This is a genomic window from Microcoleus sp. Pol12B5 (assembly GCF_036701335.1).
In the GTDB taxonomy this organism is placed as follows: domain Bacteria; phylum Cyanobacteriota; class Cyanobacteriia; order Cyanobacteriales; family Microcoleaceae; genus Microcoleus.
In genome coordinates this window covers 160094-182458 of record NZ_JAUBQQ010000006.1, presented here as the reverse complement: position 1 = coordinate 182458, position 22365 = coordinate 160094, and the positions used below count along the sequence as shown (strand labels likewise).

The 22365-nt window shown below is 47.5% G+C and carries 22 protein-coding genes; 13 read left to right on the top strand and 9 right to left on the bottom strand.

The annotated features are described in order from the left end of the window. The first annotated feature begins 65 nt into the window (after positions 1-65). Positions 66-260 (top strand): hypothetical protein, encoded by a 195-nt coding sequence (locus QUA24_RS05880; protein WP_333227966.1) that lies wholly within the window; start codon positions 66-68, stop codon positions 258-260. 580 nt (positions 261-840) lie between these two features. Here QUA24_RS05880 and hflX read toward each other — a convergent pair. Beyond that, positions 841-2634 carry a GTPase HflX gene (gene hflX / locus QUA24_RS05875; protein WP_333227990.1) on the bottom strand — a complete coding sequence of 598 codons (1794 nt, stop codon included), beginning with the start codon at positions 2632-2634 and terminating at the stop codon, positions 841-843. Between the two features lie 381 nt (positions 2635-3015). Here hflX and QUA24_RS05870 point away from each other — a divergent pair, with 381 nt between their 5' ends. Beyond that, complete coding sequence (locus QUA24_RS05870) at positions 3016-3228, top strand: chlorophyll a/b-binding protein (RefSeq protein WP_006634547.1); 213 nt, start codon at positions 3016-3018, stop codon at positions 3226-3228. Between the two features lie 299 nt (positions 3229-3527). Then, on the top strand, positions 3528-3806 hold the full coding sequence (psaK, locus tag QUA24_RS05865) for a photosystem I reaction center subunit PsaK (RefSeq protein ID WP_190742373.1): 279 nt from the start codon (positions 3528-3530) through the stop codon (positions 3804-3806). Between the two features lie 149 nt (positions 3807-3955). Here the strand turns inward: psaK and QUA24_RS05860 are convergent, their stop codons facing one another. Both QUA24_RS05860 and QUA24_RS05855 read right to left on the bottom strand, forming a co-directional pair. Continuing rightward, the gene (locus tag QUA24_RS05860) at positions 3956-4504 is read right to left on the bottom strand and encodes a DUF1349 domain-containing protein (RefSeq protein ID WP_333227964.1); all 549 of its coding nucleotides are present in this window, start codon (positions 4502-4504) and stop codon (positions 3956-3958) included. 6 nt (positions 4505-4510) lie between these two features. Continuing rightward, a complete protein-coding gene (locus QUA24_RS05855; protein ID WP_333227961.1) occupies positions 4511-5281 on the bottom strand; it encodes a CPBP family intramembrane glutamic endopeptidase in 771 nt (256 codons plus the stop codon). A gap of 738 nt (positions 5282-6019) precedes the next feature. On the opposite strand from QUA24_RS05855, the gene QUA24_RS05850 reads away from it, so the two are divergent. The 7 genes from QUA24_RS05850 (at position 6020) to QUA24_RS05820 (ending at position 9716) form a co-directional block, all read left to right on the top strand. Beyond that, entirely contained in the window at positions 6020-6265 is a 246-nt protein-coding gene (locus QUA24_RS05850; RefSeq protein ID WP_333161573.1) for a DUF433 domain-containing protein, read from the top strand. Positions 6266-6319: 54 nt separating this feature from the next. Beyond that, positions 6320-6655 carry a DUF6883 domain-containing protein gene (locus QUA24_RS05845; protein WP_333161572.1) on the top strand — a complete coding sequence of 112 codons (336 nt, stop codon included), beginning with the start codon at positions 6320-6322 and terminating at the stop codon, positions 6653-6655. 10 nt (positions 6656-6665) lie between these two features. After that, positions 6666-6905 (top strand): DUF4926 domain-containing protein, encoded by a 240-nt coding sequence (locus tag QUA24_RS05840; RefSeq protein WP_333227959.1) that lies wholly within the window; start codon positions 6666-6668, stop codon positions 6903-6905. Positions 6906-7018: 113 nt separating this feature from the next. Continuing rightward, positions 7019-7255, top strand: coding sequence for a DUF433 domain-containing protein (locus tag QUA24_RS05835; protein WP_333227957.1), 237 nt, complete (start codon positions 7019-7021; stop codon positions 7253-7255). A 122-nt stretch (positions 7256-7377) separates the two neighbouring features. Then, positions 7378-8706, top strand: coding sequence for a HEPN/Toprim-associated domain-containing protein (locus QUA24_RS05830; protein WP_333227955.1), 1329 nt, complete (start codon positions 7378-7380; stop codon positions 8704-8706). After that, positions 8696-8959 carry a hypothetical protein gene (locus QUA24_RS05825; protein WP_333227953.1) on the top strand — a complete coding sequence of 88 codons (264 nt, stop codon included), beginning with the start codon at positions 8696-8698 and terminating at the stop codon, positions 8957-8959. Before QUA24_RS05830 ends, QUA24_RS05825 begins: the two co-directional genes overlap by 11 nt. Positions 8960-9092: 133 nt before the next feature. Beyond that, positions 9093-9716 (top strand): Uma2 family endonuclease, encoded by a 624-nt coding sequence (locus QUA24_RS05820; protein ID WP_333161561.1) that lies wholly within the window; start codon positions 9093-9095, stop codon positions 9714-9716. Positions 9717-9822: 106 nt separating this feature from the next. On the opposite strand, the gene QUA24_RS05815 is transcribed toward QUA24_RS05820, so the two are convergent. From QUA24_RS05815 to QUA24_RS05800, 4 genes are read right to left on the bottom strand one after another with little or no spacing between them, the layout of a single operon-like run. Then, positions 9823-10158, bottom strand: a complete 336-nt coding sequence (locus tag QUA24_RS05815) for a XisI protein (RefSeq protein ID WP_333227951.1) — start codon at positions 10156-10158, stop codon at positions 9823-9825. Beyond that, positions 10146-10562, bottom strand: coding sequence for an element excision factor XisH family protein (locus QUA24_RS05810; RefSeq protein ID WP_333227949.1), 417 nt, complete (start codon positions 10560-10562; stop codon positions 10146-10148). The genes QUA24_RS05815 and QUA24_RS05810 overlap by 13 nt, the downstream gene beginning before the upstream one ends. A 48-nt stretch (positions 10563-10610) precedes the next feature. Beyond that, positions 10611-10958, bottom strand: a complete 348-nt coding sequence (locus QUA24_RS05805; protein ID WP_333227947.1) for a XisI protein — start codon at positions 10956-10958, stop codon at positions 10611-10613. Further along, positions 10934-11095, bottom strand: coding sequence for a hypothetical protein (locus QUA24_RS05800; RefSeq protein WP_333227945.1), 162 nt, complete (start codon positions 11093-11095; stop codon positions 10934-10936). Before QUA24_RS05800 ends, QUA24_RS05805 begins: the two co-directional genes overlap by 25 nt. Between QUA24_RS05800 and QUA24_RS05795 the strand changes: the two genes are divergently transcribed. Beyond that, positions 11086-11625 carry a barstar family protein gene (locus QUA24_RS05795; protein WP_333161553.1) on the top strand — a complete coding sequence of 180 codons (540 nt, stop codon included), beginning with the start codon at positions 11086-11088 and terminating at the stop codon, positions 11623-11625. The genes QUA24_RS05800 and QUA24_RS05795 overlap by 10 nt on opposite strands. 84 nt (positions 11626-11709) lie before the next feature. On the opposite strand, the gene QUA24_RS05790 is transcribed toward QUA24_RS05795, so the two are convergent. Together QUA24_RS05790 and QUA24_RS05785 are read right to left on the bottom strand one after the other, a co-directional pair. Next, positions 11710-14580 carry a zinc-dependent metalloprotease gene (locus QUA24_RS05790; protein WP_445242585.1) on the bottom strand — a complete coding sequence of 957 codons (2871 nt, stop codon included), beginning with the start codon at positions 14578-14580 and terminating at the stop codon, positions 11710-11712. Between the two features lie 106 nt (positions 14581-14686). Further along, positions 14687-18211 (bottom strand): hypothetical protein, encoded by a 3525-nt coding sequence (locus tag QUA24_RS05785; RefSeq protein ID WP_333227941.1) that lies wholly within the window; start codon positions 18209-18211, stop codon positions 14687-14689. A 336-nt stretch (positions 18212-18547) separates the two neighbouring features. Between QUA24_RS05785 and QUA24_RS05780 the strand changes: the two genes are divergently transcribed. Beyond that, entirely contained in the window at positions 18548-18772 is a 225-nt protein-coding gene (locus tag QUA24_RS05780) for a hypothetical protein (protein WP_333227940.1), read from the top strand. 425 nt (positions 18773-19197) lie between these two features. After that, positions 19198-22323 (top strand): phosphoenolpyruvate carboxylase, encoded by a 3126-nt coding sequence (ppc, locus tag QUA24_RS05775; RefSeq protein WP_333227939.1) that lies wholly within the window; start codon positions 19198-19200, stop codon positions 22321-22323. Positions 22324-22365 lie beyond the last annotated feature (42 nt).

Below are 22365 nucleotides of genomic sequence, written 5' to 3'. Positions count from 1 at the left end.
AACGGAGACATTGTAAAGGCAAACAGGTTGGTCATCAGCCTGCCTAGCGCTGCGGACCAACCTGCTTGTTTCGCTTTCTGCACGAACAGATCATTCCTGCCCCTGTTAGTAGGACTGCGATCGCAGTACCCGGTTCAGGAATAGAAGTTGAGCTTCTCGAAGGTGTGATGTATATTTGGGACAAACTCCCCTCGGTCGCCAATTGCGGGTCGGATGTCGTTGCTGTTGATGTCTGGCTGGAGGCACAGGCAGTAGAATAATTTCCCGGACCGCAGACATCTACTGCTGCTGCCGGAGGGGCGGCAGCTAGATAGTAAAACGCTGTTGCCATTGTGGCAGAGAGTCCAATTGCTAGTTTTGCCAGTGGCGTACACATAACTATTTAGTTAAACAGTGGTAAAATCGAAAAATAGAAATAGTCCTAGAGATTAGCGCTGTACGACGGGCAAGGATTTTAGAGTTCTTACAATAAATGGATGTATTCTCTCGCGGACGCCTGTAAAAGATAGTATAGCGCTTGAGATGAGTGCCCAAACACTTTAATAATATTATTCTCTTTCACCTTGACATTCCGTACCGTGGTTGGGCCAGAGTGAAGCAACATCTTTTTGCAACCTCTGAAGCAACAGCCTTTACAGCCATTAACAAAGAGTCTTTTTACCTTGACCGCGGTCTCGGGCAATTATTTATTTAACCGAGCGCAAAATAGAGATGCTGTATTGTACTTTGCAATGCACAATCTGACTACTCTTTTATAATCTCATAGTTCGACTAGATCTGTCCTCAGTATATGTACGTATATTCCCCGATGTCAACTATTCAAAAGGAATATTTAAGTATTTACCGAGGGTAGAGGACGTATTGAATGAGCTGAGCAAGTCTGTCGCGGAGAGTTTCCATCCCAAGACCTTTGGCGGCCGAAATAAATACTGCTTGAGGAAATTCTTCTCGGGCGATGGCGAGAGTCTCTCCATCTACGACATCGATTTTGTTAAAGACTACAAGGGCTGGGCCGGGAGTTACGGGCATATCTGTCAAAATATTCATGACCGATCGAATTTGGCTCTGCCACGCGGGATGGGAGAGATCGACGAGATGCAGCAAAGCATCGGCGTCAGTGACTTCTTCGAGGGTAGCCCGGAAAGCGTCGATCAAGGCGGGGGGCAGTTCGCGAATAAAGCCCACTGTATCTGTGAGGACGATCGACAGCGGTTCCCTGGTGACAGTGCCGGGAATGGTCAACCGTCGAGTTGTGGGGTCGAGGGTGGCAAATAACTGATCGGCGGCGTACACCTCGGAATTGGTGAGCAGGTTGAGCAGAGTAGATTTACCGGCGTTGGTGTAGCCAACGATCGCCACTGAGGGTACATCGTGATGATGGCGGTTCTGCCGCAGCCGGAAGCGGTGCGCCAGCAGTTGATTTACTTCTTGCTGCAATCGAGAAATGCGTTTGGCGATCGTCCGCCGTTCGGTTTCTAGCTTGGTTTCCCCTGGGCCTCTGGTACCGATGCCGCCACCCTGTCTCGACATTGCCTGACCGCGACCTCTGAGCCGGGGCAGGGCGTACTCTAGCTGAGCGAGTTCGACTTGCAATTTACCCTCGCTCGATCGAGCTCTTTGGGCAAAGATGTCGAGAATTACTTCTGTTCGATCGACAACGCGAAGACCTATCTGAGTTTCCAAGTTCCGTATTTGTGCGGGGGCCAGGTCGCGATCGAATACCACGAGGTTAGCGCTAATCGTCTGAGCGGTGAGGGAAATTTCCTGAACTTTGCCTTCGCCGACGACTGTCTGCGGATGGGGGCGCGATCGTTTTTGGCGCACTGTTTGCAGTACCTGACCCCCGGCGCTTTCAACCAGTCGGGTGATTTCTGCGAGCCCGTCCTCAAACTCCAACTGAGTCATGTGCTGAGTCATGATACCTACCAACAGCACTTTGTCTTGGTCTGCATCGACCTGCTTAGCGACAAACTCTGCTTGAAACTCTGCTTCGAGCCCTTCCACCAAATCCAGAAAGTCTTGGTCGGCGAGTTCGTCTAAATTCAGCGGTTCTGATATTTTCCAGGGAAAGTGTGGAGTTTGAATTAGTGACTTTTGAATAGAAGGCTCTTCTATTTTATCAGTTGAATCTGGTTCTAACTGAGCGCTCAAAACAGAAAACTCAAAATTTGGCTGGTCTCCCTGGGGTATCAAGTGAGCGAGATAAGTTTCTTGGATGTAACCAGTCGCACCGCCCCCCCGGCGCTGAAATCCTCCGCCGGTCAGTGTCAGCCAAACCAGGGCATCCAGGCGCTGAATTGCCATTGCTGTGAGGGCTGCTTCGCTTGGGGTTTCTGGCTTCAGGTGGGTGGCGATGCAGCGAATGCCGCTGAGGCGACCTCCGCCGTAGCGAGGCAATTCTAGGGGCGCAATCTGCGTTTGGCGGGGTGTACCGACGCCGACGCGAATTACTTGTCCGCGGCGGTTGATGTAGGTGCAGATTGGTTTGTCTATTTCCGTGCTGATGGCCGCGACGCGCTGGGCAAATTCTGCAGTGGTGATGCGATCGCCCGGTAGTCGCTGGTGGTAAAGCTTTTCGAGTTGCTTGAGCTGGCTGGACTTTAAACCTTGAAGATTGCCGTAGATGGTTTCGATAACTGTTTCTCCCGATCGATCTGTTTATCTCTTATTTTAGTTAACTCAAGGGCGATCGTGTTCGGCTTTTCAGTTGAAATTTACTAAATTTTCTTGCTTCTAGCGGAGCGCGGATTCAGTATTGTCGAGTCACCAGCGCCGTTGTTTGTCACTACGGGGCGATCGAGCCTTTCACAGCGGCAACCTCAGCTTGCAGTTGTATTTAGTATTTACAGATACAGGCGATAGCTGAAAAATCTCGCGCAACAAAACTTAACACTTTATTTTTTGTTTCAAAATCCTCCTTTAGACTTGTGTGTATCTTGAGCCTAGAGACAGATAGCAAAGCAGAAATTAGGTCGCTACCATGAGAAGCGAAACATTGTTAAGGAATGTAAAAACATGGAAACTCGTCCTACTAACCTGCCTCCTACGGCTAATGCTTACAACGGCAAAGATCGGAATGCCTTTTTGTTTGGCTTCAACCCGCAAGCAGAACTTTGGAACGGTCGCTTAGCGATGATCGGTTTCTTAGCTTATTTGCTCTGGGATGCTGCTGGATATAGCGTTCTACGTGACATTCTCCACTTTCTGCCTACATACATTGCTCACTAATGAGCAGCACTCTTTCCTGTCTGGCAGCGTGACTAAATGCCGCCAGTGCCAGACAGGCTAAAAGTTACAAATGGCAGCGAGTATGGTTGTGTCCCTTTGTATCTTTCGTTACTTTTGAATGGCATTAAAAGATTTTTTGCTGTGATTCGATGATTATGGGTGGGGGCGCTGTCGCTGGCGCGGTGAATATTGATACCGACAGATATTTATTACGTAAAGGCGATCGCCCCTGCTGTATTTTTGGCAAGAAATCTCATCGAGCATTTCTGAATAGTTTATGAAAAATAGGAGCATCAACAATGATTAACTCAAATTTACTGGCAGTAGTAGCATCGACAGTGACTGACACAGCATCAGGAAATTGGCAAAAGCCTCTGGTGATGTTTGTTTGCAATATCTTAGCATTGCTAGTTCTCAGCCGCAGAATTTGGTATCCCCACGTCGGGCCGAAAATGCCTTTGCCCTTCCCGTCTTTGTTCAACAATGTTAGCGTACCGGCATTTCTGGCTTGCATGAGCGCCGGTCACTTGCTGGGAGTATTCGCGATTTTGGGGCTGAGTATCGACAAGGCTATCTAGTAGCAATTGAGCCTCTTTTGTGGCGATTTCTTGCTGCAATTGGTTTGTTAAAAGACGCACAAAAAATGGCTGGGGTAAGTGAAAAGCACTCACCCCTAATTTTAATTTTATATAAAGTGGCGCAGTAATCGGTTTTTTTACCATCCACATTAGATCAGCTTACTATGCTTAAACCCTTCAAATTCGACTGCAAAGCCTTCACCTTGGGGAGCCGCACACATTAACCCAACTTGAACGATTGGTGACTCAGTTAGATATGCCAGTCGCATCATTGAATAGTCTGACCCATTCAACGAGTATTGCACTTCCACCGTTTCAGCTCGGCGCTTTACCCGCAGCCACAGGGAAACGGGCGGCACTTCAAGCGCCATAACAGACCAATCGGAATAGTCTCGTGTCACAACCGCACTCACGTTTTGCACTCCCTCAACAAACTCAATGCCGCACTTGAGCCAGATATTTTCGCTCTCTCTAATCATCAATCCTGCTTGATCGTAGAGCGATCGATAGCTACCAGTAATTTTGACTTCGGCTGTAAAGTCGCCTGACACTTGATGGTAGTAAAAGTTGCCGTTATCGCGAATGAATCCGTAATGAGTTTGCCGCCAAAAGTCAGTCTTTGCCCCGGCGGTAATGTGGACAACATCGTTATCCTCATGCCATTGTAAAGGTTCGTTGTACCATTGCATTGTTTCCATCTCCTGCTAACTTCCTCCAATTCCGTGCAGTACCAAATCAGCCAAAAAATGAGATAACATAGCGTATTCTAATCCCCAACGCCAGTAAAGAAAACCAAAAGGAATTCCTAAGAGGGCATTGAGTGTAATGGTGCGAAGAATGACGATCGGGGTTAATGCCCAGACATTCGCAGCCGCAGGCAAATGACCCACACCAAACAATATTGCAGCCGCTACAATTGCCAGCCAAAAAATCCATGTAGAGGGTTGCAGTTTGTCTCGCTCAAAAATCTTCCAAAGTAGCCACGCCATCAATGTCATACCGAACAGTCGCAGCAAGAGTTCTTCGGTGATGCCTCCGTAGAAGGAAGCTAATATGCGTTTCCATAGGTCAATTTCGAGCGTTGTTGGAGTTGCCATTGGCGGCATCCAAGGTTGGAAAGCTAAACTCAATCCAATCAGGACGATTCCACCGATGCAGCCTACAATTAGCGCCGTGTTAAGGGCCGATTTAGATATTGGCGCGAAAGGCTGTCGATATACCAAAGCACGAGCTATGGGGGTATCAATTCCGATCGAGTTACCGAGGCGCAGTCCAATCCAACAAAAGAGAATTAGAAAAATTCCGGTTTGCAGGGCGGAGGCGATCGCCAAAAGAGGTAGCGGTGCAGGCAATTGACTAGCTGCCGGATTGAGAGACAGGGCATAAGGGAACACCGCCAAGCTTCCCAAACTACCCAGAAACGCCCAGAACAATGCCAATCGGAAGTAATGATTTTTTGCAGTGTTAGCAGACATAATTTTTGAGAAAAAAACGAATCAATTACACTAAATCAGTCTTGAATATTTTAAACATTAAAGCTCGATCGCATTTATGCAACTAGTCTCAGGCGGAATATAGCCTCGGCTAAGGTGCTACAAAAGCTGGGAATGACGCAGGAAGGTAGCCAAAAACAGCGTGTTTTTCACCGAGGGCAGTTTGAAGAGCTCGAACTTTACAGTTTAGTCAAGGATCACAAGTGTTGAGTCTTGTTATAAAACTTTACTTCATTGCCGCTATTCCTCCTACACCCCCTAAATTTATCCGGTAAAAATCAGTTTCTCTTTCCCAGTTTGAGGATAGTGCTTATCTAGTAGATTTTTGTGTGGGCGATGTATGATTTATTATTTTAGCATTTCATATTTACCAAAGTTGCTGTGCAAAGCTTCAAGACGCTTGGCTTCTGCTGCTTGATGGAGCAAATCAGTTTCAATTTCTTGGGTTTTGGCATGATAGTAGGTGAGTGCGGCGTAGACTTCGGCGAGGGTGAGATGTCCGATGCGATCGCAAATCTCTTCAGCATTCGATCCTCGCTTGTATCAGGTTACGATGCGGCGAACGGTAACGCCTTTACCGACGAGGTGGGGACATCCACCATGCAGTCCGGGAGTGCGTGTAATGAGCGTACCAATGTCAATAGATACTGCTGTGGTCATAAATTTTATAATTTTAACTATGCTGATAATAGATGAAAACCCTATAGAGGCGCACTGGCTATGAACTGGAAAGCACACATTCACTCAAATCCTAAAATTCTGCTTGGCAAGCCTATAATTAAGGGGACACGAATATCAGTGGAGTTCGTTCTAGGGCTATTTTCAGAAGGTTGGACGCACCAACAAATTCTAGAAAACTACCCAACGCTTAATGCTGAATCTCTACAAGCTGTGTTTGCTTTCGCGGCTGAGTGCCTCAAAGAAGACGTATTTTACACACCTTTACTCTTTGCTGAGGCAAGTTAATGGGGTTTCTAGCAAATGAAAACTTTCCACCCAGTGATTTAACCATTTGGACAGATGAAACTACCCAACGGAGACAAGGCACTGCTGGGCGACAAGCTTGAGCGATACTCACTAAATATGCAGCATCCCAAAGGAAAAGATAAAGCCATCCTGTTTAGAAATCGATTGGGAATTACACTAGAAAACAAAGCTATTTTAGAAGTCGCTTTATTAGAATGTGCGGTCAATCAGGAGGCAGAAATTTATAAAACAGACAACTATGGAACCCAGTATGATATCAAATTTTTCATGACTACGGAAACAGGAAGCTCTTGGGTGCTGTCATGTTGGATGATTCGCACCGATGAAGACTTTCCCCGGCTAACTAATACCTATCCTGTCAATAAGTGAGGATACTATAATGACGTTACACGAGTATGATGTTGTTGCCTTGACCGCAGAAATTCAGGCCATCCATAAAGACACCTCTGGGCCGATTTTGCTCCGGACCGGACAAGTTGGCACTATTCTCATGAGCTTTGACGATCGCGCTTATCTAGTAGATTTTGCCGATGCTCAAGGTAATACCTATGCAATGGAAACCATTCCCTCCGAAAAACTCATGCAACTCGTTTATGAGCCACTTCCTGCCTACGCCTAGCCTACAAATAATACTTTATAGAGTATTGAGTTGGAAGTGGCGATCGCAGAATTATATCGCGGTGTGAATTTCGAGCAATAAATGAGGTAAGCTAGAGACAAAGGTTTCAAACAATGCCAGCATCCGTTGCTTATCTGTTTGACAGAATTACAGTGAATCCAAGACAATGTGGCGATCGTCCCTGCATCCGGGGAATGCGGATTCGAGTCATCGATATCCTAGAATTGCTAGTTGCGGGTTTAAGTTTTGAGCAAATTCTCGAAGAATTGCCAGACTTGGAACTTGACGATATTAAAGCTGCGCTGTTGTATGCAGTCCGCAAACTCGACCATCCCGTTTTAGCCGCATGACAATTTGGTTGAATGCTCATCTATCGCCAGCCATTGCTGTGTGGATTACTGCTACCTTTGGTGAAATACATTTATCATAATTGATTGACAATGACCTTTTGGGCTTATAAACCTAATTAACTATGGGTAGCTACTCATTTCTAAGTATTGATGGTATCAAAATGAGATCGGTGGAAGATGATTTCGATCCAAATGTGATGATATTGTTTGATGAAACGGATAAGCGGGTACGCCCGTATTTTCATGACATTGAAAGGAATCAGCAATTTGAAGATTGGGAGGAATTTCCAGAAAATATTATTGAGTATGCTGCTAGCCTTGCAGTTATAAGAGACCGTCTTGAATTTATGGGTTTTACAATGTCAAAGACAGAATGCATCTTTCAAGAAGGGGTTCACGATCGCCTCAATGATTTAGCTCGGTATAGAACAGAACCTTACTGGGCAAAAAATGATCGTTCAAGAAGCTTCCTCGATCAAGAAGAAGCTGTTTGGCAAGAACTTACCTTTGAGAAATGGTTGGAAGGTTTCAAATGTATCGTTGCTAATAAATTGCTTCCAAGTAGAGCATATGATTGGCGAGATCAGAAATCATTTCCTCAAGAATTACCGCTAACTGTTCGCTATATGCTGGATAAATCTGATTGGGAGTATGAGTTTTTTGGTTTCCCATCATATGATTGCCGTGCTTTTATTCGTGCTGCTTTGGAGATTATAGGGATACAAGCGGAATTGTCCTACGATCTGACGGAGTGTTCAATAGGCGAGTATTTTAACGCTAGTGAAGATTTTTGTGCGAGTGCCCGTTGGCGTATGTCTGATGATCATACAATTCAAAAGGTAGTTGTTCTTACAGAAGGTAAGTCAGATATACGAGTTTTGGAAGGCTCTCTCAGGCTGCTATACCCTCATCTGGTAAATTATTATTCTTTTATGGATTTTGAGGTTGCAAAAGTGTCTGGTAGTGCTTCTGAACTTGTAAAAACAGTGAAAGCGTTTATTGGTGCAGGAATTAGTAATCGGATTGTTGCTTTCTTTGATAATGATACGGCAGCCCGTTCTGCTATGCGTGCATTAAAAGATGTAAAGCTCCCTGAGAACGTTCGTGTACTACGATACCCTGACATTCAAATTGCGACAAACTATCCGACATTGGGACCACAAGGTACAGTGATCATGAATGTCAATAGATTGGCGGGCAGTCTTGAACTCTATCTAGGACTTGATGTTTTGAAGTCTGATGATGGTTCTCTCACACCAATTCAGTGGCGTGGTTATGATGAGGTATTGCAACAGTATCAAGGCGAGGTTTTGAACAAAGGGAACCTACAGGCAAAGTTTGAAGCTAATCTTAAGTTGTGTTATCAAGATAAAAGTATGATTGATAAATTTGACTGGAGCGGTATTCAGGCTATTCTTGGTGAGTTACGGACAGCTTTCCATGAGAAATAAGCAGCCAGCAGTACAACAATCCGGTTGGAGCGGACAGTTGAGAGTCTTTTCATCTATCGTTCTGCTCGATCTGCTGCCGCTCAACCGGAACGTTATTTTGGGACGTTTGCCAGAACGAATTAAAGCAGCTCTAATTGCGGGTGCTGCAAAAATTGAATATCCGATCGCCATTTCGATCGCCATTTCGATCGCCAGTTTTCTCGACACAGAAGCATTAGGTTTCGTAGATTGCAAAGCAGGACGCGGGCAGTAAAACCGAGAAGAGGTGTCAAAGTTTAGGATATACTTCGTTAACGCACCCTACAAAAGCAGCGATTTATCTCTCTACCTCACGTTAAGCTGGAAACAGACAACAGAGAGCCAACCTACGCAAAAGGTTAATATCAATGGTTGCGATCGCCCAAAAAACCCTTTCCTTCGAGGAATTTCTCAACTGGGATGACGACTCCGGTAGGTCATTCGAGCTAGTCAATGGAGTTGCCATGCCCCTGAGTGAACCCACAGCCAAACATGAGGATGTCGTCGATGGTTTATGTCGTCTCTTGGTAGATCATTGCCAATCCTTGAACCTTCCCTACGTTCCCCGACAAAGTAAACAAGTCAGATTGAACGCTGCCCCGGGCGAAAGTGAATCGAGTCGTAAAGCCGACATTGTGGTGTTTGCCAAGGAAGAATGGGTCAGAATGCGTCAAAGTTCTGCCTCTGCTGCTGCTTATATTCCACCTCCCTTGGCGATCGAAGTTGTCAGTACGAATTGGCGGGATGATTACCGCATCAAATTGAATGAGTATGAAACTTTAGGAATCCTGGAGTATTGGATCGTTGATTATGCAGGGTTGGGAGGCGTTCAGTATATTGGTTCTCCAAAACAGTCTACCGTGACCATCAACCGCTTAATCGATGGTGAATATCAGGCACAGCGATATCAAGGAGAAGCCATTATTGTTTCTCCAACGTTCCCTCAGTTGGTATTAACCACCGCTCAAATCGTTGCGATGACAGAAGTTTAGCGTTTGCAAATTATTTGTAGGGTACTCTGTATTGCCCAAAAAATTATTAAGGTGCGATATACGCTACCAAGCTGATATTATCTAAAATCTCGGTCAAGACGAGAAGCTATGCGATCGCATATCCAGTGTACTCTCGGACTTCCGGTGGATGAAAAGCCAGAACAATGTGGTCTTTGGGCACACCAGCCGCGACGAGTTCAACGGTGATGCCGTCTTCGATGCCGTCATAGTGAATCCAAATTTTTTCTCCGATAATTTGGACATGGGTGACGCAACCGTGAACGCGCTTTTTACGATCCCAACCTTCATTGAAGAGTAGAAAATGAGCTCGATCGGCATCAATGATGACATATTGCTGAATGTCGCCATGACTATAAGAGATAGCAGCATGATCTTTAAGAATTTTCTCAATTGTATCTTGATAAAATTTTAGTCTATCCATTGAACAATCTCCTCTGTTTCTGAATCAAAAATAATCAGGTTAATGCTTTTTTTACGAAGTACCATTTGACATATCTCTTCTGAGAAAAAACCTGCAAATACGGTTTGGGCTATCGCTAGGTAAAGGACTCGTTCTGGATCTTCATCCTCCATAATCAGATAATACAAATCGTATTGACCGAGTGCCTTTTCTAACTCGCTTACAAGTGATGGATCGAGAAAGCTTTTGATTTCTACGGCAATTTTGCGCCCTTGCTTCTCGGCTGCGAAGAGCTTTTTTGCGCCCAAATCAACGTAGACTGAACGTCCGCCAACTCTGAGCTTGAAAGGATCGTTAGTAATTGTCCAACCGTCTTTGATGAGGGCGGTGCAGACAGTATCGTGATAAAAGTCTTTGGCAGGCATAGGGGCTGTTATGTTTATCTATCATATACCACATAAGTTCCGCAGAGGTTACGCGATCGCATATCCAGTGTACTCTCGGACTTCCGGTGGATGAAAAGCCAGAACAATCCGATCTTTGGGTACGCCAGAGGCGACGAGTTCACCAGTGATGCCGTCTTCAATACCATCATAATGAATCCAGATTTTGTCATTGCGAATTTCGGCATGAACCACATAGCCATGAACTCGCAGATGATTTTCCCAACCTTCATGTATCAGTATAAAATGGTTGCGATCGCGGCTGACCACCACATAGGTAATCACATCCCCATAAGTATAAGGAATATCCGCATAGTATTGGAGAATTTTCTCCAACGTCTCACGCCATTCGTCTACGGGTTGATTTGCGGTTGCCATTGAATAATCTCCTCCGTGTTTGGGTCAAAAACTATTGAAAGTTCGATCGCTACATCCTCAACGCCCTGCAAGAACGCCACCAACCTAGACTTCCAACCACCCAACCTACTGAAAAAGGTTTCAGACAATGGCATCATTTCCATTTCCCCCGCAATCTCTCAATGAGTGGTGCCCTCTCGACGAGGCGGGCCGCCGATCGTGGCTCACCTATGCCTCGCAACGTTTTTTCGACATCGGCGGTGTGTTAGTGTCAAAAGCTCCTGGTCGCGTAATCGTCCTCGATGGAAGCCTTTTCGATACACTTCTTGGCTTCTATTGTGCGATCGGGGAAGCTGTGAACGGGCCGGGTGGCTACTTCGGTAATTCGATGATGGCTTTCGATGACTGTCTCTTCAGAGGCTTCGGACTGGAATACCCGTACACCATCGTTTGGAGGGAGTCCCAGCGTTCCCAGTGCGTTCTCGATGTGCTAGCCCTGCTGAAATACCTTGACGACGAATGTTCCTGCGACTGGCCCTTTGAGCGTTTCGCAGACGACATAGGCTTGCGCGAACAAAGAAGAAGGGAGGTTCTCGCGGGCGATCAAACAATGTTCGACGAAATCGCAGAGACTATCCGAAGCGTTCCAGACCGTAATGGTGGATCGGTAACGCTTGTACTTGAGTAGGGTAAAGTCGCCATTAGATTAAGCCTATGGTAGTTCGCCAACGACAATGAACAATTAAAGCTGTAAAAGGGAGTTTAGACCAAATTAATTCGACTGAATTTGCGAATTCAAAACCTTAGAAATTCGATCGCGCGTTTCCTCCAAATGAGCCCGCGTATAAGCATCCGCATTCCGATCCAAATTCCGAATACTCTTGCTCAAACCCTCCCGCAACTGTCGCAACTCGTACCAAGCCAAACTCCGCGCATCCTCTGGAACATTCGTTTTTCGCAGCACCATTCCGATCAAAATTGCTAAATGTTCCCGCTGCAAAGAACGCCGAAAAGTTGAAATTTGCATCTTCTTTTCCGGCTGCAAAACCTCTTGCCAAATATCCTTTTGCACAGTCTCCAACACTTCCGGCAACCTCAAAGCAGTTTCCGGCGCTGATTTTAACTCGGCATCCCGCAGCCTCGCCAAGCGCGTCGGAGATAGCAAAACTCGCAACACAAACCGCTGCAAAAAAGTAATTCGATCGCCGATCGGGTAATCTAGAGGAAACACCAAAGCCGGACTTCCCCAGTGTTCCCAGCGCGAAGGCGCCAATTTATTCAGCAACTCCGGCGCAAAACTAAACGCATCCGGTGCAAAAACGTACTTTTCAAGGGTTGCTAAAGCTTCTCGCTGCTGAGAAAGTTCGATCGGCACAAACGGCAACTTCGCATTAGTATCTCCAGGGCGAATCCGACTAAACGACTGTCCCCCCACATACAAAGTAGCATTCATCACTTGGTTGACATAATACCCGAACACCGAATCAAACATCACCCGCAGTTCGTTATAACCGTCTTCCCCAACCGGAATTCGCTTTTCCAAACGCTTCCACATCGCCCTAGCATTATCCAATTGCCATTGCGAATACCTCAGCATATTGGCGCTGAGATCAAAGGTATTTGCAGCGGGATCGAGATCGACAGAATCCTCATCCGGCGCGTAAGCTAATTGGGCTTGGGCAGCGCGGCTGGCAATTTGTTGCAGCGCTGGTAAGTCGCTGTTCGGGTTTACGCCGCCAATCACCTTGTAACCGTACTCGATCGCCCAATCGTCATAAGGCCCTACAATCGTTGGATAATAGTCGCCCTGCACAGTTCCGGCAGGTGCCAAATTAATCGGTACATAATCCATCACCGACGCAATCATACCTTGCGTGCGAGTTACCTGAGTATTGTTCAAATCCTCCGGTTGCAGCATCGTACTCCCGTGAAAATTGTGCCTCAAACCAAGAGTGTGACCGACTTCGTGCGCCGCCAAATATCTGATATATTGATTAACATAATTGTCAATCGCCCCACTGCTAGGCGCTGCATTTTCCAACAGATCCATCGACATTGCCCCCATCGCAAACTGGCGGCTCGATTCCAACCCAAAACACATATCCGAACTCGACATCAACCGCGATAAAGGCGAGCGCTTTTGCTCTTGGTATCTTTCTACCAAAGTCGGCAAATCATCAGCCATTCCACCTTGAGCATTTTCCCCGTTGCTTTTTCCTAAATCCCCATTTTCTAGCACATTCAAATAGCGAGAATACATCCCGAACTGACAGGGATTGGTATTAGAACCGTTTCGCCCTTGAAAACTCTTAGATAGCGATCGATTTTGTTCCACCAAAGACCGATAACCCTGTTTGATTTCCCGGACAACATTAGCATCCAACAGAATGTCAGCATCCAAAATTTCCCCCGTCAGCGGGTTAGTGCGAGACGGCCCGATGCCGGCAAACTGAGGCTCAAAAGAACTCGACCAGCGGATAGTATTGTAGCGAACATCAGCCGGGTCCCATTTAGCATTGTCCGGCATTTGTTTAACCTGAATTGCCTCAGTAAAGCCTGCCTTTTCAAAAGCTTTGTTCCACTCCAAGACTCCCTCGCGAATTGCATTTCGGTATTCGGGAGGCACATTATTTTCAATCCAAAAGACGATCGGCTGCACCGGAGGCGACATCGGCGCTGTCGGGATTTGCTTTTGCAAATGCCAGCGATTGATATAGCGCACAAAAGGCTCCCCGCTACTCTTGTCAGAAAAGTCCTTATATGCTGTGAGAAAATAGCCCACTCGCTCGTCCGCAAGTCTGGGGCGGTAGCCGTTATTTAGCGGCACTTCCGAGAAACTATAGTGAATGCGGAGGTTAAAAGCCCGACTGTCAGGAATCGAAGGTAAATAGTTAAGTTCACTGTCATTATCGCTAGAAAAACCATAGACAGAAGCAATCTCCACATTCAGCGGAAACGCTTTAACATCTTTAAAAGAAGACTTGTCTGCATCGATCGAGTACGAAGCGCCCAAAAGCATCGGCAAAATCGCTTTTACCCCTGGTAAATCGCGTTTTTCGCTCATCAGCAAATCTCCTAAATCGATCAGCAGAGTTTGTCTTTGCGGATCAATGCTTTTGAGAGGCAAAGAATAGAGAATCGAGTCGCTAAATCCCCGTGCTACTGAACCTGCTTGCGGGTCGCCCGGACTTGTGCGAAAATTTATATTTGGGATCACAAACTGCACGTTATTTTGGACGCGCCGCAGTTGAAACAAGAAATCGCCGATCGGCATTCCGCTCAAAATGCCTGCTTCCCCCAAACCCGATGCCAATGTCACAAAGCACAGGAACTTTTTGTCGAGTTGTTGCGGTTTAATTTCCAGATATACTTTATCAGTTGCTTGATTGCGGTAAAGAGTAAATAGTCCCTCTAACTTTTTCGCATCTTTGACAACCTCTTCAAAGGGTGCCAGAGTTTGCTGTTCGCTACTTTGTTCGTTGCTGGGCGGCCCAGATGATAAAGCTACAGGTAAGAAGAAACCTTTATACAAACTGAAACAGAAAAATGCTAAAGATAATATAAAAAATATCAAAGGCAGATTTTTTCTAGGCTTTTTTATCTGTGTATTTTTGCTATTTTCAGGAAATATCAATCTTTTCATTTTCAGTATTTAGCCGCAGGAAAGAATAGTTTTGAGATAGTCGCGCCGCACTCGCAACGTTAGGATCATTTAACTTCTAAAATAACTCAAAACTCAAAATTAAAAACTATTGTTTCGCTGGCCAGGGAATCATGGGATCTTGAGCCAACCGTTTAGACACTGCAACAGCACCGTAACGGTTGAGGTGGCTGGGGTCGGAAAAAGATTCTCGCGCCTGGGGCCACAATAAACTCTTATCTAGGAAAATTAGTCCGCTTTGAGCTGCTAATTCTTGCATATATTGGCGGAATTCTTGTTCGTAACCTGTCCGCACCGGGTCTAAATAATCTTCAGTCAGAGGCATATTCACAAACACGAGATTGATGTTGCGAACCTTGGTAAATTCGATCAGATTTTTGAGTGCTAGAGCTTGTTCGCCTACTAATTTAAAATTTTGATAGTCGGAGTCGTAATAACCAGATACTTTCGGGTGCTTCTGAAAGTATGTTTCGGGATTGAAGCGTATATCGATCGGCAAAAAGCCATTTGGTTGATACTCGCTGACTGGTTTACTCGCAGCAGTGGGCTGAACGTTTTCAGTTGTTTGTTCACCCAGGGCTGCGGTTTGGGGGCTGTCGGTGGCAACAGGGGCTAATGAGGGATTAACGATCAATCGCAAAAACCCTTTAAGTCGATCGCGTTTTTTGTAAGTTACAGAACCCTCAACCAACTTTTGACTCACCAATTGCTGAACATTAGCTTGAGCTTCTCCCAAATTGTTCACCAATTCAGTCGCAGTCGCCACCGGATTGTTGGCGCTTTCCTTCGATGTTTCGGATTCTAATTGATTGGTGCGGATCAGAAAACTACCCCGGCTCAATTGCCTGTAACCTTCCGAAGAAGCGATCGCACTAAAAGTCAAATCCGGCCGCCCGCTGTTGAGAGCCCTCGCCCCGTCAGCCAACACCAGCAATTTCGGCAGTTGTTGCGGCGGCAAAATCCGGCGGATGAGCGAATCTACAACTTGGAGAGTAGCTCCATTAACCCCAAAATTGTAAGCCCTCAGCCCCGGATAGCCCGAAGCTGCCAAAGCGGTTTCCAAAACCGCCGGGTCGATACCGCGCAGCGCCCTCGAACTACCGACAATTAAAATATCCGGCGGTTTTTTGTGCAGGTGGATATACTCTTGATAGCGCGCTATTTGGTCGTCAAGCTGCTCGCTCCTCAAAGTCGGGAACACCGGAGGAGCAGAAACATCAGCTACAGGAACGCTAGTATTGCCCGGTTTCGTAAACCCAGAGCCATTAAAAGCTTCTTCCCGGTTGGCTTCCGGCGACGGCTGCAACGGAGTTTGAGGCAAATTCACCTCCTCAGCAGGGGGAACTGGTTTCGGGGTTGCCTTCGGAAGTGGGGCTGTAACGTCGTCCACAGCCTTGGGGGATGAATTTTGACAATTTGGGCCGCTGCAAACTTCGGAAGCGCTAGGAGCTTGAGTGACCGTCGCAGATTGCAGAAATTGACCGAGGAGCCAATCGGTATTGAAAGTCAGCAGACAGCCGGCGATCGCCCAAATCAAAGCCATTCGCGCCGCGCGATCGGCTCTCACACCCCCCGGCGCAGCAGCATTCGTTGATAAACCATCGTTGGGAACAAACAAACCCGAAGCTACAAGCGGTTGCACCGCAGCTTGAACTAATTGCTCGCCCAGATTGTATCCGGGGAGTCTGATTTTGAAGCGGGGCCGCCAGGAGTTGGGCGCCGGAGCATCGAACACCAAATTGTCGCCCAAACCCGAAAAACTCCCATCCTCCGCCGGCGCAAACTCCGGCACCGGTTCCTTTTCCAACACAGCCACTTGGGAGGGAACTGGTGCGGGTACCGTCGCTGATTCCTCGTCAACAGCCGTTCTGAGGTCGATTGCGTAGCGCCACAGGGGCAGTTTCTGGCCGGCACGGCGTCCGTAGACTCGCAGCCCTACCACTCCCGGAATTTGTAAGTGTCGCAAAAATTTCGCCACCGGCGGCCCGACCTTCGACTGAGAAGGGCAAGTCAGAGCTTCTGTCATGACGTGCAGCACGTTGGCTTTTTGCAGCACGACAGCCCGAATTCCTCCTGTTTCCAGCTTGCGTTTGAGATTGGGGTTGAGCAACCTGTTCAATAAAAAAGTCAGAGCCAATTGGTCGCCCTCGACTGCCAGCGTTCTAGCGTTTGCAGCCAAGTCGGGGTGGTGGGCTGCAGGCAAGTCCACCCAGTCTATCCACACGGGGGACTCAGGCGCCGCCTGAGAGTCCTTGGCTGGTTCTACGCCGTAGATAGTAGCTGCGCGGATGCCTTGGGGCGCAAAGGAGGCTAACAAAGGGGCGATCGCGTCGGTGGTTTGCTGCTTGTCGGGGTATTCTTGCCGTTTAGGCTTTTGTCCTTTTTTGGCAGTTTTGCTGCAAAACAGGTGGAGGGTTGCTTCTTTGAGGGTGGCCCGCACTTCGACTCTTGATGCAGCCAAGTGTTGATTTAGCAGTTTGGCGATCGACTGTACGTCTCCCCACCTGGCCCATTCCTTGAGAATTTTGTCCGGCGAAGTCAAATCCACCCGCAGCAGCCAGTCCGGTTTCGCTTCGCCGCTGACTTGGCTGGCTATCACTGCTTCCCGGAAATCCTCTAGTTGCAGTTTCCGCAGCCTGCCGGCGATGGGTTCTGCCAGCAAGGAGGGGTCGGGGCTGTAAGCTGACTCGCACAGCACTAGCAGTCGCCGTTCCTTGGGCTTGATATTTTCCGGCCCCACCGGCAGGGTTTCTCCGCTGCTTTTGAGTTCTTTTTCGCGAATGCTGACTTTCACCGAAACTCCCATCGGCCCGAGGATTTCGCTGAGATAGCTGGCGATCGCATCTGGATAGCCCCGGCGCGCCAAAGTTTCCGGCGAAACCGTCAATGTTCCATCGCGATCGCCCTCGCCTGAGCCGGCTTCGGGGGATTGAATCAAAGCCACCGCGCCACGGTTCGCTTTCTGCTGCGGGGGAACGGCGGAACCGACAACTTCCCGCATCGCAGCAGCCGAAGTGTCGATCGTCACGGGGGAAGTTTCAAAAGCTTCTGGGTATTGAATGCGGGAGGCGATGGGCAGACTTTCGGCGTCAAAATCCAGTTCTTCCCGTACTTGCGGCGGGTGGGCTGCTGTTTCTATCGGTTTTGGTGTCTGTTTGAGTTTCTGGTTGTCATTCTTAAATTTGCCGAAAAATCCGCCTCTTTTAGGGCTTGCTGGCGGTTCGTCGGGGGAACTCGCTGGCGGCGGTACTTCGGCAACTTTTGGTTCCGGTTGCTGTGGCTGTGGCTGTTGCTGTCGCTTGGGACTGCTGCAATCGAGCCGGACTGTCCAGTCATTTTGTCGGGAACCGATTTTGCGGCCGCACAGAAACAACTGGTAAATTTTAGGTCGATCGGGCAGCAATCGCGTTAAATCAGTGTGTTCGAGGGCATTGGTAAATCTCGCCGTCACCAATTCTTGAGACGGACACTGCGCTGCTTCGCACAAAATGTGCAGATGATTTCCCCGCAAACGCGCTTGTACTTGAACTTCGGGAAGCCCTAAAGCTTCTTGCGCCCACTGCGAGGCGCTTGATGGATTGTCTGCCAATATGCTCCCGTTCGCATTTAACATGAAACTCTAAATTTTGCCAAAGCTGGTTTTGTTTTCTAGAAATAGCACAGTTACAGATTTTACGGACAATTATTGGATTTGCCGAGCCTAACGGTTTTGTCTGGTTTAAGCCATGCTGGACTTAGAGTCTTGCCTTTTATCTCCTCGGCTTCGAGCCGTTGGGGAATATTTTTTTGATAATACCTCGACATTTTGGCACAGATAAGTCCAAATTAAGCCAAGCCACAAGTTATTCGTCACCGGATTTGATCTCAGAAGTTATTAGTCAGAAAGCAGCGGTCAAGATCATTATTTGGCTTGTAAACTGAGGATTATGGATTGACACAGGAGGAATTTATGCCGTCGGAAAACCAAGACTTGCTCAAAAATCAAACACCTGAGAGTCCAAAGTTGCCAGTTCCCTCAGACATTTTATTGAGCTTCGTCGCCTTACCCATGCTGGGCGGGTTGGTGGCGGCTAAAGCTGCTGCTGAGTTTGTTGCGTCGATCGGCGTTGAAAGCGAAGAAGTCTTTCGGGGTTCGCGCCTTCCCGTACTCAACTTTCCTCAATCACAGGATTAGAAAGCCCAAGTCCGGATGCTGCAGCTAGAAGTTAAATTTTGTGACCCCGCCCAAAAACGGATACGGTGCCACGTACTCCTTCCTGTCGGGGACAGATAAAAATTTTCGACCCTAGTTCAACATCCCAGATTCATCTTTGGAGTAAATCTCAAATTGTTCGACTTAGCGCGACTCTACTGACCGCTGGCCGATCGTCTCACGCCGATCGTCTAAAATCTAAAATCGCAAGTCAAGTGATATGAAAGCTTGACAATACGTACAATCTGTGGTCTAAGAATTAATCTCTCCTTATACTTTGTACATAAGTGCCTTCTACTTTCTACGTTGCAAGAAGTTGTCTCAAATTTGACTGCAAACAAAAGTGTTTTAGGCGAAACTAAACCATACAATTTTCTAGACACCCGCAGCTATTGAGGAACAGCCCGATGAGTTCAGTCCTCCAGTCTTCAGAACAGGCTATTGATACAACATCTATTTCCCATTCTCCCGCTTACTCAAAATCAGACCTGTTTCTGCGAAATCGCCTCAAAGTAGTAGAGGACTTGTGGGAATCGGTGCTGCGACAGGAGTGCGGGCAGGAATTGGTGGATTTGCTCCAACAAATGCGATCGGTCAATTCCGCCGAGGGACAGGCCACTCACTTTCGCGAGTCGAATGTCGTACAGCTAATCGAAAAGCTCGACCTCAACGCCGCCATCCGCGCCGCTAGGGCTTTTGCACTGTATTTTCAGTTGATCAACATTGTCGAACAGCACTACGAACAGCGAGACCAACAGCTAGCTTACGCTAGCAGCAACGATGCTGGTGGGCGGATGTTTTCTAAGCTGCCAGGACAAGCAACTGATGCCCCCGATCGCCCACGCCACCGGGAAGGCCCAGTCCCAGCCCAAATGGCTTTGAGCAAGGCAGACAGCAACGAGATGATCACTCGTGATGCCGGCACTTTTCACCAACTGTTCCCGATGCTGCTGCGCTTGAACGTGCCCAGCCAGCAAATCCAGCGCTTGATCGATCAGTTAGACATCCGCTTGGTATTCACCGCTCACCCGACGGAAATTGTTCGCCACACGATCCGCACCAAACAGCGACGAATGGCGAAGATTCTCCAACAGCTAGACCAAGTTGACGAGAAATTTCAGGTACTTGGGGCCGACTCTCAAAGCCCCTACCCGGTGTCTTGCTGGGAAGCAGCCGCTCTCCAAGAGCAACTGATGGAAGAAATTCGCCTATGGTGGCGCACTGACGAACTGCACCAGTTCAAGCCGACTGTACTTGACGAGGTGGAGTACACTCTCCACTACTTCGAGGAAGTTCTGTTTGATGCTATTCCGGAACTCTACCACCGCTTAAAGCAAGCTCTGCACGCTTCTTACCCTTATCTGAAACCGCCTAGTTACAATTTTTGCAAGTTCGGTTCTTGGGTGGGTTCGGACAGGGACGGCAATCCTTCTGTGACTCCGAAAGTTACTTGGCAAACGGCTTGCTATCAGCGCCACTTAGTGCTACAGAAGTACATCGCTGCAGTGAAGCGGTTGAACGAACTTTTGAGTTTGTCGCTGCACTGGAGTGACGTACTGCCGGAATTGCTCGAATCTCTCGATCGCGACAAATCGGAATTCCCGGAGGTTTACGAGCAATGGGCAATCCGCTACCGCCAAGAACCTTATCGGTTGAAGTTGGCCTACGTGCAGCAGCGACTGGAAAATACGCGCGATCGTAATTGGCGGCTCTACAAAGGAGACGAGTTGCAGCGGGAACGCGAAGCTTTGTCAGAACATCCCGGAATGACCGGTCTTTATCGATCTGGTACTGAGTTTTTGACCGAGTTGCAGCTCATCGAGCGCAATTTAGTGGAAACAGGTTTGAGCTGTCGGGACTTGGAAAATCTGCTGTGCCAAGTAGAAATTTACGGATTTAATTTGGCTTACCTTGATATCCGCCAAGAGTCAACAGTACACTCCGACGCTTTGAGCGAAATTGCTGAATACTTGCAAATTTTGCCCAAGCCGTACAATCAAATGTCAGAATGCGATCGAATTATTTGGCTGGCAACGGAACTGCAAACTCGTCGCCCTTTAATTCCAGCAGAATTGCCCTTTTCTCCCAAAACTTGCGAGACCATCAATACCTTCCGAATATTGCGGCAAATGCAGCAGGAGTTTGGTCCTGAAATTTGCGAAACTTATGTCATTAGCATGAGCCACGATGTCAGCGATTTACTGGCAGTTTTGCTTTTAGCAAAAGAAGCAGGACTTTACGATCCGGCGACAGGAATTAGCAGTATTCAAGTAGTTCCCCTGTTTGAAACAGTGGAAGATTTGAAAAAAGCGCCGGAAGTTATGCAGCAAATATTTGATTTGCCACTTTATCGAGCTTTGCTAGCAGGAGGATACGCGCAGGAACTAGCGGTAAAAAATGCAGAAGATCTCAAATGCCCAATCGAAAATATCAAATTGCAAGAGGTGATGCTCGGCTATTCCGACAGCAATAAAGATTCGGGTTTTCTCAGCAGCAATTGGGAAATCCACAAAGCTCAAAAGGCTTTGCAAATGGTTGCGGAAAAATACAATGTAGAGTTGCGGATTTTTCACGGCCGAGGCGGTTCAGTAGGGCGCGGCGGCGGGCCTGCTTACAAGGCAATTTTGGCTCAGCCTGGAAAGAGTATTAGCGGGCGAATTAAGATTACCGAACAAGGCGAGGTTTTGGCTTCTAAATATTCTTTGCCGGAGTTGGCGCTTTACAATTTGGAAACAGTGGCGGCGGCGGTAATTCAAGCTAGTTTGCTGCATACTGGTTTTGATGGCATCGACCCTTGGAATGAGATTATGGAGGAGTTATCGGCGAGATCGCGATCGCACTACCGCCATTTAATCTACGAACAGCCGGATTTAGTCGATTTCTTCCACCAAGTTACTCCGATTCAAGAAATCAGCCAGTTGCAAATTAGTTCTCGTCCGGCCCGGCGTGGGGGTAAAAAAGACATCAGCGGTTTGCGAGCAATTCCGTGGGTGTTTAGCTGGACTCAAAGCCGCTTTTTGCTGCCTTCTTGGTACGGTGTCGGCACAGCTTTGCAAGAGTTTTTGCTGGAGGAACCGGAAGAACACATGAAGCTTTTGCAGTATTTCTACTTAAAATGGCCATTTTTTAGAATGGTAATTTCTAAAGTGGAAATGACTTTATCTAAGGTGGATTTGCAGATTGCAGAACACTACGTGCAGGAGTTAGCTTTGCCTGCTGACAAGGAGCGTTTTAAGGCTTTATTTGATCAAATTGCTGCCGAATTTCACTTGATTCGCGATTTGGTTTTAACGATTACCGGACACCAACGTTTGTTGGACGAAGATCCATCGCTGCAGCGATCGGTGCAGTTGCGAAATGCGACGATTGTGCCTTTGGGTTTGTTGCAGGTTTCGCTGCTGAAACGCTTGCGGCAGCATGGTAGTGGCGGGGTTCCGGGGGTGATTCACTCGCGTTACAGCAAGGGTGAATTGTTGCGGGGAGCTCTGCTGACGATTAATGGAATTGCTGCGGGGATGCGGAATACGGGCTAGGCAAATAGTTTTGAGTTGTGAATTAGTGGTGAGGTGCGCGAT